Origin of the sequence: Pseudocolwellia sp. AS88, from assembly GCF_030551755.1 — a bacterium.
In the GTDB taxonomy this organism is placed as follows: Bacteria; Pseudomonadota; Gammaproteobacteria; order Enterobacterales; family Alteromonadaceae; genus Pseudocolwellia.
The window spans coordinates 24,434-40,547 of the sequence record NZ_JAUPEC010000006.1; the positions used below are offsets into that span (position 1 = coordinate 24,434).

Sequence of the window (16,114 nt, forward strand, 5' to 3'; positions counted from 1 at the left end):
TTATTAAATCCATGATCTCGAGTTGAGATTAAGTAATCTCGTTAGAAAAATAAAACTTAGCTTTCGAATAACTTGGAAGGGGAGGGATGAAAAACAACTTAAAAAATGTTGTTTTGTTTAGCGCAGTCTTCAATAGCCTTAATAAGCTTATCTTTATCGTGATAATGTTTTATTTCATCACTTTGTAAATCGTGATAACACACACTGACTTTATCAGAGGTTACTGACTTATCTTGGCAAATAACACTATCTATAGGTAAACAACCTAAGTTTTCTTCTATCCAATCAAGCTTTTCATCTAATGTTAAACTTGCTGAAGGGCTTTTCTCTGCAACAATGTTTTCAATAAACATGCAATGACCTTTACGATCTCTTAATGCATTAGAAATGTCTCTAACCAGTAGAGGAGGGATGATGCTTGTTAAAAAGCTGCCAGGACCTAAAATAATTAAATCTGCATTCTCTATAGCTTCAATACAAGCAGGTAAAGTTTTAACTAAAGGTGCTAACATTAAGTTCTTTGGCATAATCGGCATTTCATCAACTGAAAGTTCGCCAACACGGCATCTACCTTCAGGGTAAAATGCCATTAAGTCTGTTGGTGTTTCAGACATAGGCAATACGGCTGTTTTTACACGAAGTATTCGTCTTACTAATTTAATCGACTCAATAGGGCTAGTGTGAATTTGACCAAGAGAATACAAAATTAGATTTCCAAGGTTATGACCACCTAATTCATCAGCACCATTAAACCTAAAATCAAATAATTGACTACCTATAGAATCTTTATCTACTAATTGAGTTAAACAATTGCGCAAGTCTCCCCATGCAATAGAGCTGCTGCGTTTTCTTAAACGGCCTGTAGAACCACCATTATCTGTAGTGGCAACAATTCCTGTTAATTGATTACCTAAGAAAGAAAAAGTTGAAAGTACGCGACCTAGACCGTGACCTCCACCAATAGCAACAACATTAAGATTTTTTAACGACATAGAATATTTCTATAAAAATAAGTACAAAAAGATTACCTGTAATTATATAAAAAAGAAAGGAGAATAAGTTGTAGGGCAAGCTATATAAGCTTTATCGTTCAATTTTAGGTCGTTAATCACAATTCAGTCTATAATGTATTTTCGAAGAGAGTGATAATTAACCATTACAATTCTCTTTATATTCAAAATTTAAGCAAGTTGTTTGTTAAGTGAACGCTTAAAGCAAATAGTCATAAAAATACGCTTTTTTTATTAAAAAAGTGTTGACACTATCGGGGTCGCTGCTTAGAATGCGCCTCGCTTTCAACAAGTCCTTAACGTTCTTGTTTGATGCGTAAAGTTATAAGGTATTAGGCCACTTTATAGTTTTACAAAAGCGGGGCTATAGCTCAGCTGGGAGAGCGCTTCGCTGGCAGCGAAGAGGTCTGCGGTTCGATCCCGCATAGCTCCACCAAGATTTAATTGTTTTGTTGAAGTTTAACGAAATAGTAAAAATAAAAAGTTAGTGTCTTATGAATTTATTCATAGCACTGAAATAATAAAGTAGGAATATTTACTTTATTACCAAGTTTTAGTGTCCCTATCGTCTAGAGGCCTAGGACACCGCCCTTTCACGGCGGTAACAGGGGTTCGAATCCCCTTAGGGATGCCAACTTTTTAAAAGAAATGAGTATGTGTTTTTTGACACTCACTTTAAATGTGTAATATATTTTGCAACTCACTAGGCTAGAGTTTCTTTACAAGTATATTTACGTTAAGCGTTTTAAGTTATTGTGTCCCTATCGTCTAGAGGCCTAGGACACCGCCCTTTCACGGCGGTAACAGGGGTTCGAATCCCCTTAGGGATGCCACTCATTTTTATAGTTACAATACAAGTTTAATGGTTATTTTAGACACAAAGTATTAAAGAACTAATATTGTTGTTTAGCTCACTAGGCTAGAGCTAATGTAAATAATAATATTGTTAGGTTGTTTTATATGTTTATATTGTGTCCCTATCGTCTAGAGGCCTAGGACACCGCCCTTTCACGGCGGTAACAGGGGTTCGAATCCCCTTAGGGATGCCACCATTAAATTAATACAAGTTTTCTTGTATGTGTAGAGTAATAGATAGTAACTACTTGATTTAATTTTTAATTAGTTAACAAGTTTTAGTGTCCCTATCGTCTAGAGGCCTAGGACACCGCCCTTTCACGGCGGTAACAGGGGTTCGAATCCCCTTAGGGATGCCACTTATTCTGCTTTGCATATTAAGTGTAAAAGTGAAATAAACAAACCGACTTTTGTCGGTTTTTTTATGCCTAAAATTTGATGATTTACACGTTTTTTAGTTTGTATCATTTAAATTAAGTACTCAAATTATTTATTCAAATCCAATCAGCCAGTTTAAACCATTAAAAGGTTATCAATAAAGTTAGCTCTTTAACTGCATTTTAAATTACTCCTATAAAATATCCTGAGTTCTCTTTGACTTTTTCTATATAAAATATTTTTGTAAATAGGGGGGAGGGGATAAACTTAATTAAAATTAATAGTTAAGGGCAAAATGGTTTGAAGTGATTTACTCTTAGCGAGTTCTTTTAAATTAATTTATGAAATGGCATTAGTTTGGAGACTAGCTTTTTATGATAAGTTGCTCAATAACATAAACGTAAGTTTAATTGAGCAACTTATCATTGCTTTCTATTCTAATAGCTTTCTTAAATCTTCTCTTACTATATCTGCAATAATTGGTTGAGCTTTAGCATTAGGGTGAATACCGTCGGCTTGCATTAGGTCAGGTTTAACCGCAACAAATTCTACAAAGAAAGGGATTAGCTTAATAGACTTTTCATTTGCTACTGTTGAGAACACTTCTTCAAACATTTTTGTATATCTAGGGCCATAATTTGGTGGAATTTTTATTGAAAACATCGATACAGGAATGTTTTTACTTTTCGCTATGTCGATCATTTGTAACAAATTATTTTTAATAAGTTTAGGTGGAAAGCCTCTTAAGCCATCATTTCCACCAAGCTCTATGAGTAAATGATCAACTTTATTTTTGTTTAATATGCTCTCTAGCCTAGATAGACCGCCTGTTGTTGTTTCTCCACTGATGCTAGCATTTACTATTTCGTAAGGGGCATTTTGTTCTGTGAGTTGCTGATTGAGGAGGTGTACCCATCCTTCATTTTGTTGCATACCATAACTTGCACTAACACTATCACCTAAGAGTAAAATAGAATCTTTAGCAGAGGCTGTTGTAACACTTAGCAGATAACATAAAAATACTAACGTAAATATTGGATGTTTTTTCATGAAGGTAAATTCCGAATCTATATTAAAAGTCAATGGTTTAACTAAGTCTGTTCAGCTAGAAGGTAAATCACTATCATTATTACAACCTGTAAATTTACAAGTTAATGCAGGAGAAACATTAGCGATTGTTGGCTCTTCTGGCTCAGGAAAAACAACGTTATTATCCATTCTCGCGGGGTTAGATGTACCAACCTCGGGTGAAGTTTATATTAAAAACCAACCATTACACCAGTTTAATGAAGAACAACGCAGCCAAGTACGTGCTGAACACGTTGGTTTTATTTTTCAGCAGTTTTTACTTATTAATAGTTTAACGGCTCTAGAAAACGTTATGTTACCTGCTGAGTTAGCCAATATTGATAACGCGAAAGAGAAAGGTATGAAACTACTCGATCAAGTCGGCTTATCTGGCAGATTAGATCATTTTCCTTCTCAACTATCTGGTGGCGAACAACAACGTGTTGCTATCGCCAGAGCTTTTATTTCTCAGCCTGATATTTTATTTGCCGATGAACCTACGGGTAACTTAGATACAAAAACAGGTAAATATATTGCAGATTTGCTTTTTGATTTAAATACTCGACTAGGAACCACCTTAGTTTTAGTCACTCATGATCCTAAACTTGCCGCTCGATGTAATCGACAAGTAAGAATGGACAGTGGCGTTTTATCTGAAGTTATTGACGAAACACAGACGCAAACACAACAGAATGTTGAAAGTACGATTAACAGTGAAAATGAAAAGAAAGCAGACAATAAAGACGTTGAGCTAGGAGAGGGGCAAACATGTCCAAATTAACAAGCTCAACTTGGTTTAAACAATCTATACGATTATTGCACCACGAGTTACGCAAAGGTGAACTTACTATCGTATTTTTAGCGATTGTACTTGCTGTTGCTACTGTTTTTTCTTTAACCGGGTTCTCTGATCAAGTTAAACAAGCATTAACCACTAATAGCGTTAATACTTTAGCGGCTGACCGTGTTTTAAGAACAAGTACACTTATCCCTGAAGAAATTAAAGCTGAAACTGAACGCTACGGCTTCGATTTTGCTCAAAAAGTTCAGTTAAAGTCTATGGTGTTTTCAAGCGACAACATGCTATTAACTGACCTTGATATTGTTACAAGTGAATATCCCTTAAGAGGCGATTTATTAATATCAAAATCAAGTGATTTACAAAATCCTATTGCAGTTAAATCTCCTGCTGTTGGCGAGGTTTGGGTAGACCAAGGGGTTTTAGGGCGCATGGATACTGCCATCGGTGAACAAGTTGATATTGGTGTGGCTTCATTCACTATCGCTGGGGTTATCGTTAATATTCCTGATAGATCTTTCGCTAGTGTGTTCTCTAATCCTACCATCATAATGAATATTGCTGATTTAGATAAAACAGAATTAATTCAACCAGGCAGTAGAGTATTTTATAAATACTTATTTGCGGGTGATAATGATGATTTAATCGAATTTGGTGAGTGGGTAAAACCTAAGTTAAATGAATCTCAAGACTGGGTTGATGTTAAGTCGAGCCAAAGTCGAATTGGCAGAACCTTAGATACAGCCGAAAAATTCTTATCGTTAGCTAGTATGTTGGGTATTGTTTTAGCCGCTATTGCTGTTGCTGTTGCCAGTCGTCGTTACGGACAACGACATAAGCCAACCGTTGCTGTTTTTAAAGCGCTAGGCGCAACCAATAAACATATTCAAAAAGTGTATGTATTACATTGGTCGTTATTAAGCGTTATTAGTATTTTAACGGGGTTACTTGTCGGTTATGGCTTATTGCAACTTGGAGCTATGGGCATAGAAAAGTATTTATCGCTAACTTCAAGTTCGCTGACATTACGTCCGTTTACTATTGCTGTAGTTACAGGTTTAATTTGTGCTGTTGCTTTTGCTATTCATCCTATCTCTAAGTTAATAGCAACATCACCAATTGCTGTAATTAAAGGCTTTGAAGAAAAATCATCAAGTAAATTGAACGTTTATCAAACCATTCCATTGTTGGCTCTATTTTTATTACTTTATATTTTTAGTAATGATTTAGTGATGAGTGCATCTTTACTGTTTGGTGGCATAGTCGTTTCTATTATTCTGCTATTTGTTGGTAAGTTTTTAATGGGGTTAGGAAGAACCGCTGGAACCAAAGCGGGTAAATCTATGCATTTAGCTTTTGCTAATTTGAAGCGAAGAGCCAACGAGAACAGCGTTCAACTAGTTAGTTTTACTCTAGCTATTCAATTACTGTTACTTATCACTGTAATGAAAAGCTCTATTTTATCTGAGTGGCAGCAACAAATGCCTGAAGGTACACCCAATCATTATTTAATAAATATAACGAATGAAGAAGTACCTAAAATAGCGGACTTCGCTGCAGAAAATGACATTCAAACGCAAGGTTTTTTCCAAGTATTTAGAGGCAGACTATCAGCCATTAATGGTGAGGCTACCGTTAAAGTAGATAAAAAGTCAGATAAAGCTGATGAAGAAGCAACTGAAGGGCGTAGAGGTGTTGGCAGAGAGTTAAGCCTAACTTGGCAGGAAGAGTTATCGCCACTAACAGAAGTCGTTAAAGGTCAGTGGTGGGATATCGGAGATGAAACACCGCAAGTTTCTGTTGAAGAAGATATTGCTGAAAGATTAGCAATTGAACTGGGTGACCAACTCACTTTCACTATTGGTTCTGATGAATTTACAGTACCTGTAACCAGTATTCGCGATGTTAATTGGCAAAGTAGGCAACTTAATTTTTATATGATATTTAACAAGTCGACTTTTAGTGAAATAGACAGCACGTCAATCTCAGCTTGGCGAGTAGCCGAAGAAACTAAACCTTTGATGTTCGACTTTTTGTCTCAGTATCCAAGTATTTCGATTATTGATATTGATGCCATCATGAAGCAGTTAACCAACATGATTGATCAAATGTCGATTGCGATTGAGCTTATTCTTGTGCTGGTTGTACTTGCGGGTAGTTTAGTGTTGGTTGCTCAAGTACAAGCGAGTATGGAAGAAAGAGAGCGAGAACTTGCAATATTAAGAACATTGGGTGCTAAAGGCTCATTATTACGTAATAGTGTTTTATTTGAGTTTGTTGCTTTAGGTGCTATTGCAGGATTAATGGCAAGTATAGCAATGGAAATTGCAGTGTTCTTTTTACAAACACAAGTGTTTGATATGGACTTTAGTTTACATTTCGAGTTTTGGTTAATTGGTATAACTGCTGGTGCTGCTTTTGTTGGTATTATTGGTATGCTAAGTTGTTGGCGTTTATTGAATTTATCGAGTGTTACCTTGATAAGACGCACAATGTAAATGAAAAATAAAACAGCTTTTATTTTATATAAAAGCTGTTTTATTAGTTTAATTATATGTGTGTTATATATGTTTTATATTTCTATAAGATTATTATTAACAGAGCTGTTCAAGCCTAAGCTCTAAAATTGAATAAGCTCTAAAGCTGAGAAAAACCTAAACTAAAACTTTCTTGAAATATTCAAACTAGCTTGACGACCTGGGTTTTCAAAACCTACACCTTCTTCATGGTCACTATCAAAAGTATTTTGCATATTTATTCGGACACTTGTTTTATCATTTACAGCCCAACGAGCCGATACATCTAATTGGTTAAAACCTTCCAGTTCAATCATACCTGTAGGGATAGAACTATCATAATAACCTTCATTCACCACAAATCTACTTGTTAAACTAAACGTCTCGATAGGGCGGTAAGTTAGTGTAATACTGCCTTTCCACTCTGGTCGTCTTCGAAGAGTTACATCTTGTTCAAATGTATCTATTTTAGTATGTGTTACCTGTGTAGCCAGATTGATTTTTTCAGATAAAGGAAGCTTTAGCTGTGCTTCTAAGCCCTTAGCTCTTACTTTTGAACGGTTAACATTTATAAACGCAATAGGATCAAAATCTACAAGGTTTGAATAGGTATTTTGATAAGCACTTAAACGAAGTTCTCCGTCGGTAAATACTTTACTTTGCAAATTGACTTCAATGTTTTCACTTTCTTCCGGTTTTAGCTCGCTGTTACCCACAAATGGATGCGCTAAAGCAAAAAAGCTTGGTAGCTTAAAACCTTTACTTACATGAGCTGATAAAGAAACAGCTGGATTCAGCTGATAACTAACAATGATTTTATGAGTATTCGCTTGTAACTTATCGGTTTTATCATGTCGTGCACCCAGCAGTATATTAAGTTGATCGTTGGGGTTAACAGCTGCTTCAGCAAATACGGCTCGCGTTTGACGATCTAGGGCATAATCTGCAGGTACAGGAGCACCAAAGTCGATAATACTTTGCATTTCTCCTTCTTCATCAGACCATGCAATACCTAGTGCTAAATCAACAATATCTGACGCTGTATAGTGACCAACAGCGCTCACATCAAAGCGATCGTAGTTACTGTTACTATCGATAGCTGGTACGCCGTCTAAAACTCCCGTTGCGATACCTGGATTACTTATGTCTTCTTCTCGTTGAGCCCAAGCAGCTGAGAAATTAACATTAAATTTGTTATCTATTTTTTGTTGGATATCTGCTTTTAGGCTGTTTTGAGTAAACTCCCTTGTTTCAGGCGTACGGATCACAGATAAACGATCACCACCGCTATCTTCAGGGAAGCTTGCACTTTTGCCTTGGCTATAAAACCCACCAATTTGCCATTGAGTATCTGAGTTGGCGTACGATTGGATTGAGGTAATCAACTGTTTACGCTTAAACTCGTCACTAAACGTATTATCGTCACCATCTTGTACCGATGCACTAACACTTAATTCAGCTACATCTAACACGGGAATTGCGAGTTTCACACTAGCACCAATACTTTGATCTGCACTAACCGTTAAACTTGCTTGACCTATTTCTCCTGGTTGGAAGCCTTTGGTTTTAATGCTAACAATACCAGAGAGGGCATCCGTACCATATACACTTGAAAAGCCGCCATAGAATACTTGAATACTCTCGACTAAAGCAGGGTCTATACTCGCTAAATCAAATGCGCCACCACGGCTATTCGTTGGGTCATTCACTTTAACGCCATCAATTAATATCACGACAAAATTTGGATCGCCACCACGAATAGATAAAAAGGTTAAGCCACCAGCACCGCCTTGTTGGCTAATATCTATGCCTGCTTCACCACGTAACACATCGGCGATGCTATTGGTTGCGAGTGCATCTATGGTCTCTTTGTTGATAGTGATAGAGGGAATGGCTCCCATTAATACGCTATTTTCAATATGAGTTCCTTCAACTGTAATATTTTCAATATCTTGAGCAAAAGCAGAATGAGATGAATAAAAAGCTAAACAAGCTAAGAATAAAGGTGATAATTTATTTTTCATGGGTAATTTAGGGTTCCATTTTATACTTGAGTCTATAGATCTATAAGGGGAATGTTTTATTGGGTTTAAAACCGGTTAAATCAGTGCGAGCATTGATAAACATTATTCTATTAATAAAAAACACGAGTTATTAGTTCCAATATAATTTATGTATTAACAAGATTTTGTCTGTAATAAGCCGATTCTTTTTGAATGAACTAAAGAATCTGTACTTGTTTGAAATTTATAGTGGATTATTGGCTGTTGGAAGGATTAACTTTAATTCCCAGACACTGACTTGTGTAACATCAACATACACTAATAGACCTTAGTGTCTATATTGCCACAACTAGAAATTCAGAAATAATAAATATTAAGTGGTGGATTAATCATAATTATCCTTTGTAAAGTATGCATATTGAGGTCTGAAGGGTATACTCTTATCCATTATTGTTTAAGAATAAAACAAGGCTTCTCATGAGCTTATTAGAAAAGACTGCAAAAATGAACTCTCAAGGTGTTGTAAAAGCCTTACTTGTTACTGCTTCTCTATTTGTTGTGTTAGCAGGTTTAAAAATAGCGGCAAATATTGTCGTACCTTTTTTATTATCTATCTTTATCGCGATTATCTGTAATCCTCTCATTGTTAAAGCTGCCAAATATAAAATACCTAAACCTATCGCTATTGTTGCCATTATAGCGACTATTTTGATGTTGGTTTTGCTGCTTGGTGGACTTGTTGGGCAATCAGCGCAAGAATTATCAGAATTATTACCTCAGTACAAAGCGCAATTGAAAGAACAGTTTGTTTGGTTAACCTCAAGACTTGCTGAGTTTAATATTCATATTTCTTCAGATGTTCTTATTGAGTATTTGGACCCTAGTGCTGCTATGGGATTTGCTGCAAGTTTATTAAGTGGTTTAGGTGGAGTAATGGCTAATCTGTTATTAATCATTATTACTGTCATCTTTATGTTGTTTGAAGCTCCTTCATTGCCACGAAAAATTCATCATGCGCTAGATGATCCTGATATGAAAATGAACCAAATTGATCGTTTTTTATCTTCAGTGAATAATTACCTCGCGATTAAAACCTTGGTAAGTATTGCTACTGGTGTTTGTGTATCTTTAATGCTTTGGTTATTTGGACTTGAGTTTTATCTGCTGTGGGGTGTGTTAGCGTTTCTTTTAAACTATATTCCCAATATAGGGTCAATGATTGCTGCAGTACCAGCCGTGTCTCTAGCTGCGTTACAGTTAGGATTAGGGCCAGCAGGTGCGATTGGCTTAGGTTACGTAACGATTAATATGATAATGGGTAATGTTATAGAGCCTAAATATTTAGGAAAAGGCTTAGGTTTATCAACTCTCGTGGTATTTTTATCGCTAATTTTTTGGGGATGGCTTTTTGGTACGGTAGGAATGTTGTTATCAGTTCCGTTAACAATGATCATCAAAATAGCATTAGAAAATTCTGAAGAAGGGCGTTGGTTTTCTATTTTATTAGCTAACGAAACATAAGACCTTAAGTTAACAAAAAGAGAGCAGGCTAATACTTATTAGCCTGCTGTGGTGTTCAGCTACAATCTCTTAAATTTTATTGATTTAAGCTTTAAGCGAATACACTTTTTACCTTCCCAAATACTTTGCTCATTAAGTTTTCACTTTGTGGAGCTTCAATATATTCATAAGGTGTTTCTAATAATGTTAAACGTAACGAGAGGGTAGAACCATGACCCCAAGGCCATAAAAGTGAAACAACACTTTTTTCATTCTCCGATGGAGAGTTTGTAAAAGCGCGTTGATCTTTTACAAGTTTTGCGTAATTACCTAATTCTAGAATAATGGAATTAGGTGCATATTTGATAGACTTTCTGTTCCATTCATCAGCATAGTATTTATTTAATATAGCGACAACTTGCTCAGTTTTACCGCTTGCAAATTCGGCTAATAAAACATGTTTTTCTTCTTCCCAGCGCCAAACCAATAACTCACCAAACAACTCTATTAAAGGCGTTGCTGCAATTCTAATCTCTTGTTCTGTATATGACATTGTTTTCACTTAATGACTATTTTGTTATTTATTAAATCTTTCTTCTAACCACTGATTCATTTCATCACTAGATAGAAAGCTCCATGCAATAAATCTGCTTATTTTATTACCTTGTTCCATTTTTATTACTTTAACTTGGTTACAGTTTGCTTTTTTAAGTGCTAACTGAAGTGGGCGAAGGTGATCTTTTTTTGAGACTAAACAAGTAAACCATAAAACTTGAGATGAAAAAAGGCGACTTTCTTTGATCATTTTATGGATAAAGCTAACTTCTCCCCCTTCACACCATAATTCATTGCTGGTGCCACCAAAGTTTAATTGACTATTGTCACTAGACTCATTAGCTTTATTTTGGTTCAGATTATTCCATTTACGTTGCGAACCTTTTGTAGCTTCTGCTTCTGAAGCATGGAAAGGTGGGTTGCATAAGGTTAAATCGTACTTTTCGTTTTCTTTAATGACACCATTAAATATTGAATGTTTAGATAGCTGTTTTCTTATTTCTACTTTGTTCATCAAAGAATTATTATGTTGAACAATATTTTGTGCCGATGTGATTGAAAGAGCATTAACATCGGTACCAACAAATTCCCACTGGTATTGAGAAGCGCCGATAATAGGATAAATACAATTTGCCCCAGTGCCTATATCTAAAACCTTGATGGCTTTATTATGGGGGATTTTATTGTGATTTGTTTCTTTTAATAAATCGGCTAAGTAATGAATGTAGTCAGCCCTACCTGGAATAGGTGGACATAAACTTCCCTTGGGGATATCCCAAAATGAAAGTCCATAATTGGCAATCAATAAGCTTTTGTTGAGCAATAACACTGCTTCATCATTTGAAAAATCAATGGTTTCATTATTATATTGATTGGTAAAAACATACGGCTTTAATTCAGGCGTATGAGAACATAACTCAGCAAAGTCATAATTGTTTTTATGCTTATTTCTTGGGTGCAGTTTATTTTTAGAGACCGTTGGTTTAGTAGCGTTATCTATTGAATTATTGATAAAGTTCTACCCTTTAGAGCCAGTTTTGAAGGTACCATTTGATAAAAATTGCACGGTTTCTTTTCTTTTCTTACCAATTAAAATTGTACCGTCATCCATAAACAAAAAGTTTTTCCAACAACGCTTGAAGGTTGCCCAAGTTGTTTCAATAACATTATTTCGGGCACTGCAAAAATAAACAACAGTATTATTATCCCATGTAATATGTTCTAGAATGAGCTCAGGTAATTCTGTTCTATCACTATCCCAATCACGTTCCCAATTTGCTGTATCAATCCAGTTTGCTTGGTTAAATGCCCAATCACCTTTTTTGAAAAAGTCGGGATGATCAACTTGTTTGCTAATAAAAGTATCCCATAAGGTATTTGCTCGGGTGACTTGCATAGGTTTAATTTTATTTAAGTCGGCAGGGGCAAGGGGTAAACTTTTATGTTTAAAAATCCAAGCATTTTTTAATTCTTCAAGAGGGATATAGTTCATAAGGTTTTATTTTTAAGTGGGTACCGAGCAATTAATCAGCTTAGTATTATACAGACATTAGAGTAAACTGTTAATGAAAGTCTGATTTGAAAAATAGGTATAAAAAAACCAGCAATTAGCTGGTTTTCTTTTTAATATGTAATGACTTAATATTTGTAATTACAATTAAACGTTAAATCTGAAGTGAACCACGTCACCATCTTTAACTTTGTATTCTTTACCTTCTAAACGCCATTTACCTGCTTCTTTAGCGCCAGATTCACCGTTAAATTCAATAAAGTCGTCGTACGCGATAACTTCAGCACGAATAAATCCTTTTTCAAAATCGGTATGTATAACACCAGCAGCTTGAGGAGCTGTAGCATTTTGCTTAACGGTCCATGCTCTTACTTCTTTTACACCAGCAGTAAAGTAGGTTTGTAAGTTAAGTAAAGAATAACCTGCATTGATAACACGATTAAGTCCAGGTTCTTCTAAACCAAGATCTGCCATAAATTCAACACGGTCTTCATCATCCATTTCAGATAATTCGCTTTCAATTTCTGCACAAACGGCAACTACAATAGCGCCTTCGTTGTCAGCTATCTTTTGTACTTGATCTAGATATGGATTATTTTCAAAACCATCATCATTAACATTTGCAATGTACATTGTAGGTTTAATGGTTAAAAAGTTAAGGTAGTCAACAGCTGCCTTTTCTTCTTTAGATAAATCTAAAGAACGCACCATATTACCTTCTTCTACATGCTTTAATATTTTTTCTAATATAGGCATTTCAAACTTAGCGTCAGAATCTCCGCCTTTAGCTTTTTTAGCTAAACGGAAAATTGCACGTTCGGCTGTATCCATATCAGATAAAGCTAACTCAGTATTAATTACTTCAATATCATCAAGAGGGCTGATCTTATTGGCAACATGAATAATATTGTCGTTATCAAAACAACGAACTACATGTCCAATAGCATCTGTTTCACGGATGTTAGCTAAGAATTTATTACCTAAACCTTCACCTTTTGATGCCCCTGCAACTAAACCGGCAATATCAACAAATTCCATTGTAGTTGCTAATACACGCTCTGGTTTAACTATCGCAGAAAGTGCATCTAAACGAGGATCAGGTACAGGAACAACACCCGTGTTTGGCTCTATGGTACAAAAAGGGAAGTTCGCTGCTTCGATACCAGCTTTGGTTAAAGCATTAAAAAGGGTAGATTTCCCAACGTTTGGTAAACCAACGATACCACATTTGAATCCCATGAGATTATTCCTATTAAAGTTTGAATGCTGTTTTATGTTTATTCTATAACTGATTATTTACCGTTATAGAAAATAAATTTATTATAGTGCTTTGAAAGAATGTAAACGATTTTGAGCTTTTTTCAGATCGTCTTTTTGCCATATTTCAAAGCAACGACTTGCTTCGTCAACACATTGGTCAATTAAGCTTTGCTCGTTCGCTGGCGCTTTGCCAAGCACATGTCCTGTTACGCGATCTCTATGGCCTGGATGGCCAATGCCGAGGCGTAAACGGTAGAATTCTTTATTATTAGCCATACGAGCAATTATATCTCGTAAGCCATTATGGCCGCCATGGCCTCCGCCTTTCTTAATTTTACAAACACCAGGTTCCATGTCTAATTCATCGTGTGCTACAAGAATATCTTCTACGGGGATACGATAAAAATTAGCAAGGGGTGCAACTGCCTGACCACTTCGATTCATGAAAGTCGTGGGAATAAGTAAATGAACAAGTTGTTCACCTATATAACCTTTACCATAAAGGCCAAAGTATTTTTTTTCAGGTCTTAAAGATATGTTGTAACGAGATGCAAGTTCTTCTACAAACCATACACCGGCATTATGGCGGGTTTTAGTATATTCGGGGCCTGGATTTCCCAGGCCCACTACTAACTGAATAGTCATCTAAGGATAAGTCCTAAGAATTATTATTCAGCAGCGGCTTCTTCAGATGCAGCTTCTTCATCTTCATCAGATGAACCTTTAGGTGCATTTAATGAAGCAACAGCTTGGTCATGGCTTTCACCTTTAGCAAGCTCATCAGAAGTAACGCCTTTAGGAAGAACGATATCTGATAAATGTAAAGTGTCACCAACTTCTAACGTACTAAGATCAACTTCGATGAACTCAGGTAAGTCAGCTGGTAAACAAGTTACAGCGATTTCGTTTACAAGATGAGAAATTACACCACCTTTCTTAACTGCAGCTTCTTCGTTTATGAAGTGAATAGGTGCGTTAGTTTGAACAGCGTGAGTTGCGTCAATGCGTAAGAAATCTAAGTGCATTACAACTTGCTTGAACGGGTGACGTTGCATGTCTTTAATTAAACACTCAACTGGCTTGCCAGCAATGTTTAATGTAATAACTTGCGTGTAGAATGCTTCTTCTTGTTGTGCACGAAAAACGTTTTTGTGCTCTAAAGTTAAAGAAATTGGATCTTTACCTTCACCGTATAGAATTGCTGGAACTTTGTTCGCGTGACGTAGGCGGCGGCTCGCACCTTTCCCTAGGTCTGTACGTACTTCAGCATCTAAAGTTAATAAATCAGTCATATTATACTCTTTATAAAATAAGTTAATTAGGTGTTATTTTTTGCGACCAAAAATAACGATATTCCTTTTATATATAAATGATGAGTGTTCATCACCTAAAAAAGGCGCGCAATAGTAACATTTTGAATAGGGCAAAGCCAAGCTTATATAGAAGAAAAAGTGCCTTTATGGTGTACTTTGTCAATAACAGTATTAATTCATCTGTTTATTGGTTTTGAATATAGTAATTAATAAAGTTAATACTTGAACTTGTAGCAATGTAAAAATACATTGCTGAACTGAGTATTATTAAAACCCAGAGCTAAAAAAAGCGCTTAACGCGCTTTTTAAATTCATATTTGATTTGATAACTTACTTATCATCAAACATCGCTGATATTGATTCTTCATTACAAACACGACGAATAGCTTCTGAAAGCATACCGCTTAATGTAAGTTGGCGAACAATACCAATAGCTTTAATTTCATCAGTAAGAGGAATTGAGTCAGTTACAACCAGTTCATCTAACATTGAATTTTTAAGATTCTCAACAGCGTTACCCGATAAAACTGGGTGAGTAGCATAAGCAATAACACGTTTAGCACCATGTTCTTTTAATGCTTCAGCTGCTTTAGCTAATGTTCCGCCAGTATCAATCATGTCGTCAACAATAATACAGTCACGACCAGCAACATCACCAATAATATGCATAACTTGAGCAATGTTAGCTTTTGGACGACGTTTGTCGATAATAGCTAAATCTGCATCATTTAATAGTTTAGCAACAGCACGAGCTCTTACTACACCACCAATATCTGGAGATACAACAATAGGATTGTCTAATTCACGGTTTTTCATATCTTCCAATAAGATAGGCGTACCGAATACGTTATCTACTGGTACATCGAAGAAACCTTGAATTTGTTCGGCATGAAGGTCTACCGTTAATACACGGTCAACACCAACACTTGAAAGGAAGTCAGCAACAACTTTCGCTGTAATTGGTACACGAGCACTGCGTACACGTCTATCTTGGCGAGCATATCCAAAGTAAGGTATAACCGCAGTTATACGACCCGCAGAAGCTCTACGTAATGCGTCAATCATAACGATAAGTTCCATTAGGTTATCGTTAGTTGGAGCACAAGTTGATTGAATTATGAATACATCCGCACCACGAACATTTTCAGTTATTTCAACACTAATCTCACCATCACTAAAACTTCCAATTTTCGCTTCGCCAAGAGTAATGTAAAGGCGGTTAGCTATTTGTTTGGCCAGTTCAGGGGTGGCGTTACCCGCAAATATCTTCATGTCAGGCACAGAGTGTTCCTCAGAAACTTTTGACATTAAAATTACAACGCTGCATTTAAATAAATGTCAGCAAAC

At 35.9% G+C, this 16,114-nt stretch carries 13 protein-coding genes and 5 tRNA genes; 8 read left to right on the top strand and 10 right to left on the bottom strand.

Annotated elements, in window-relative coordinates; genetic code table 11:
- Window positions 1–98: 98 nt before the first annotated feature.
- On the bottom strand, window positions 99–992 hold the full coding sequence (gene yvcK, locus Q5N69_RS05995) for a uridine diphosphate-N-acetylglucosamine-binding protein YvcK (RefSeq protein ID WP_304367956.1): 894 nt from the start codon (window positions 990–992) through the stop codon (window positions 99–101).
- Between the two features lie 378 nt (window positions 993–1,370).
- Here yvcK and Q5N69_RS06000 point away from each other — a divergent pair.
- From Q5N69_RS06000 to Q5N69_RS06020, 5 genes are all read left to right on the top strand, one after another.
- Window positions 1,371–1,446, top strand: a tRNA-Ala gene (locus Q5N69_RS06000).
- 122 nt (window positions 1,447–1,568) lie between these two features.
- Window positions 1,569–1,644: transfer RNA gene (locus Q5N69_RS06005), tRNA-Glu, on the top strand.
- Between the two features lie 123 nt (window positions 1,645–1,767).
- Window positions 1,768–1,843, top strand: a tRNA-Glu gene (locus Q5N69_RS06010).
- Between the two features lie 140 nt (window positions 1,844–1,983).
- A tRNA-Glu gene (locus Q5N69_RS06015) sits at window positions 1,984–2,059 on the top strand.
- A gap of 89 nt (window positions 2,060–2,148) precedes the next feature.
- Window positions 2,149–2,224, top strand: a tRNA-Glu gene (locus tag Q5N69_RS06020).
- Window positions 2,225–2,675: 451 nt separating this feature from the next.
- Here Q5N69_RS06020 and Q5N69_RS06025 read toward each other — a convergent pair.
- Complete coding sequence (locus Q5N69_RS06025) at window positions 2,676–3,293, bottom strand: arylesterase (RefSeq protein ID WP_304367957.1); 618 nt, start codon at window positions 3,291–3,293, stop codon at window positions 2,676–2,678.
- Here Q5N69_RS06025 and Q5N69_RS06030 point away from each other — a divergent pair.
- A complete protein-coding gene (locus tag Q5N69_RS06030) occupies window positions 3,292–4,092 on the top strand; it encodes an ABC transporter ATP-binding protein (protein WP_304367958.1) in 801 nt (266 codons plus the stop codon). The two genes, Q5N69_RS06025 and Q5N69_RS06030, sit on opposite strands and share 2 nt — an antisense overlap.
- A complete protein-coding gene (locus Q5N69_RS06035; protein WP_304367959.1) occupies window positions 4,080–6,608 on the top strand; it encodes an ABC transporter permease in 2,529 nt (842 codons plus the stop codon). The genes Q5N69_RS06030 and Q5N69_RS06035 overlap by 13 nt, the downstream gene beginning before the upstream one ends.
- A 161-nt stretch (window positions 6,609–6,769) precedes the next feature.
- Here Q5N69_RS06035 and Q5N69_RS06040 read toward each other — a convergent pair whose 3' ends face one another.
- Entirely contained in the window at window positions 6,770–8,650 is a 1,881-nt protein-coding gene (locus Q5N69_RS06040) for a TonB-dependent siderophore receptor (protein WP_304367960.1), read from the bottom strand.
- Between the two features lie 456 nt (window positions 8,651–9,106).
- Here Q5N69_RS06040 and Q5N69_RS06045 point away from each other — a divergent pair, with 456 nt between their 5' ends.
- On the top strand, window positions 9,107–10,150 hold the full coding sequence (locus Q5N69_RS06045) for an AI-2E family transporter (protein WP_304367961.1): 1,044 nt from the start codon (window positions 9,107–9,109) through the stop codon (window positions 10,148–10,150).
- A gap of 91 nt (window positions 10,151–10,241) precedes the next feature.
- On the opposite strand, the gene Q5N69_RS06050 is transcribed toward Q5N69_RS06045, so the two are convergent.
- The 7 genes from Q5N69_RS06050 to Q5N69_RS06080 form a co-directional block, all read right to left on the bottom strand.
- A complete protein-coding gene (locus Q5N69_RS06050) occupies window positions 10,242–10,682 on the bottom strand; it encodes a hypothetical protein (protein ID WP_304367962.1) in 441 nt (146 codons plus the stop codon).
- A 24-nt stretch (window positions 10,683–10,706) separates the two neighbouring features.
- Window positions 10,707–11,684 carry a 23S rRNA (adenine(1618)-N(6))-methyltransferase RlmF gene (rlmF, locus tag Q5N69_RS06055; RefSeq protein WP_304368089.1) on the bottom strand — a complete coding sequence of 326 codons (978 nt, stop codon included), beginning with the start codon at window positions 11,682–11,684 and terminating at the stop codon, window positions 10,707–10,709.
- A gap of 18 nt (window positions 11,685–11,702) precedes the next feature.
- Window positions 11,703–12,176: a DUF2947 domain-containing protein gene (locus Q5N69_RS06060; protein ID WP_304367963.1), complete on the bottom strand. Its 474-nt coding sequence runs from the start codon at window positions 12,174–12,176 to the stop codon at window positions 11,703–11,705.
- A 165-nt stretch (window positions 12,177–12,341) separates the two neighbouring features.
- Window positions 12,342–13,433 (bottom strand): redox-regulated ATPase YchF, encoded by a 1,092-nt coding sequence (gene ychF / locus Q5N69_RS06065; RefSeq protein WP_304367964.1) that lies wholly within the window; start codon window positions 13,431–13,433, stop codon window positions 12,342–12,344.
- A gap of 81 nt (window positions 13,434–13,514) precedes the next feature.
- Window positions 13,515–14,099, bottom strand: coding sequence for an aminoacyl-tRNA hydrolase (gene pth / locus Q5N69_RS06070; RefSeq protein ID WP_304367965.1), 585 nt, complete (start codon window positions 14,097–14,099; stop codon window positions 13,515–13,517).
- A 23-nt stretch (window positions 14,100–14,122) separates the two neighbouring features.
- Complete coding sequence (locus Q5N69_RS06075) at window positions 14,123–14,746, bottom strand: 50S ribosomal protein L25/general stress protein Ctc (protein WP_304367966.1); 624 nt, start codon at window positions 14,744–14,746, stop codon at window positions 14,123–14,125.
- 351 nt (window positions 14,747–15,097) lie between these two features.
- Window positions 15,098–16,048, bottom strand: coding sequence for a ribose-phosphate pyrophosphokinase (locus tag Q5N69_RS06080; protein ID WP_304368090.1), 951 nt, complete (start codon window positions 16,046–16,048; stop codon window positions 15,098–15,100).
- Window positions 16,049–16,114: the final 66 nt, after the last annotated feature.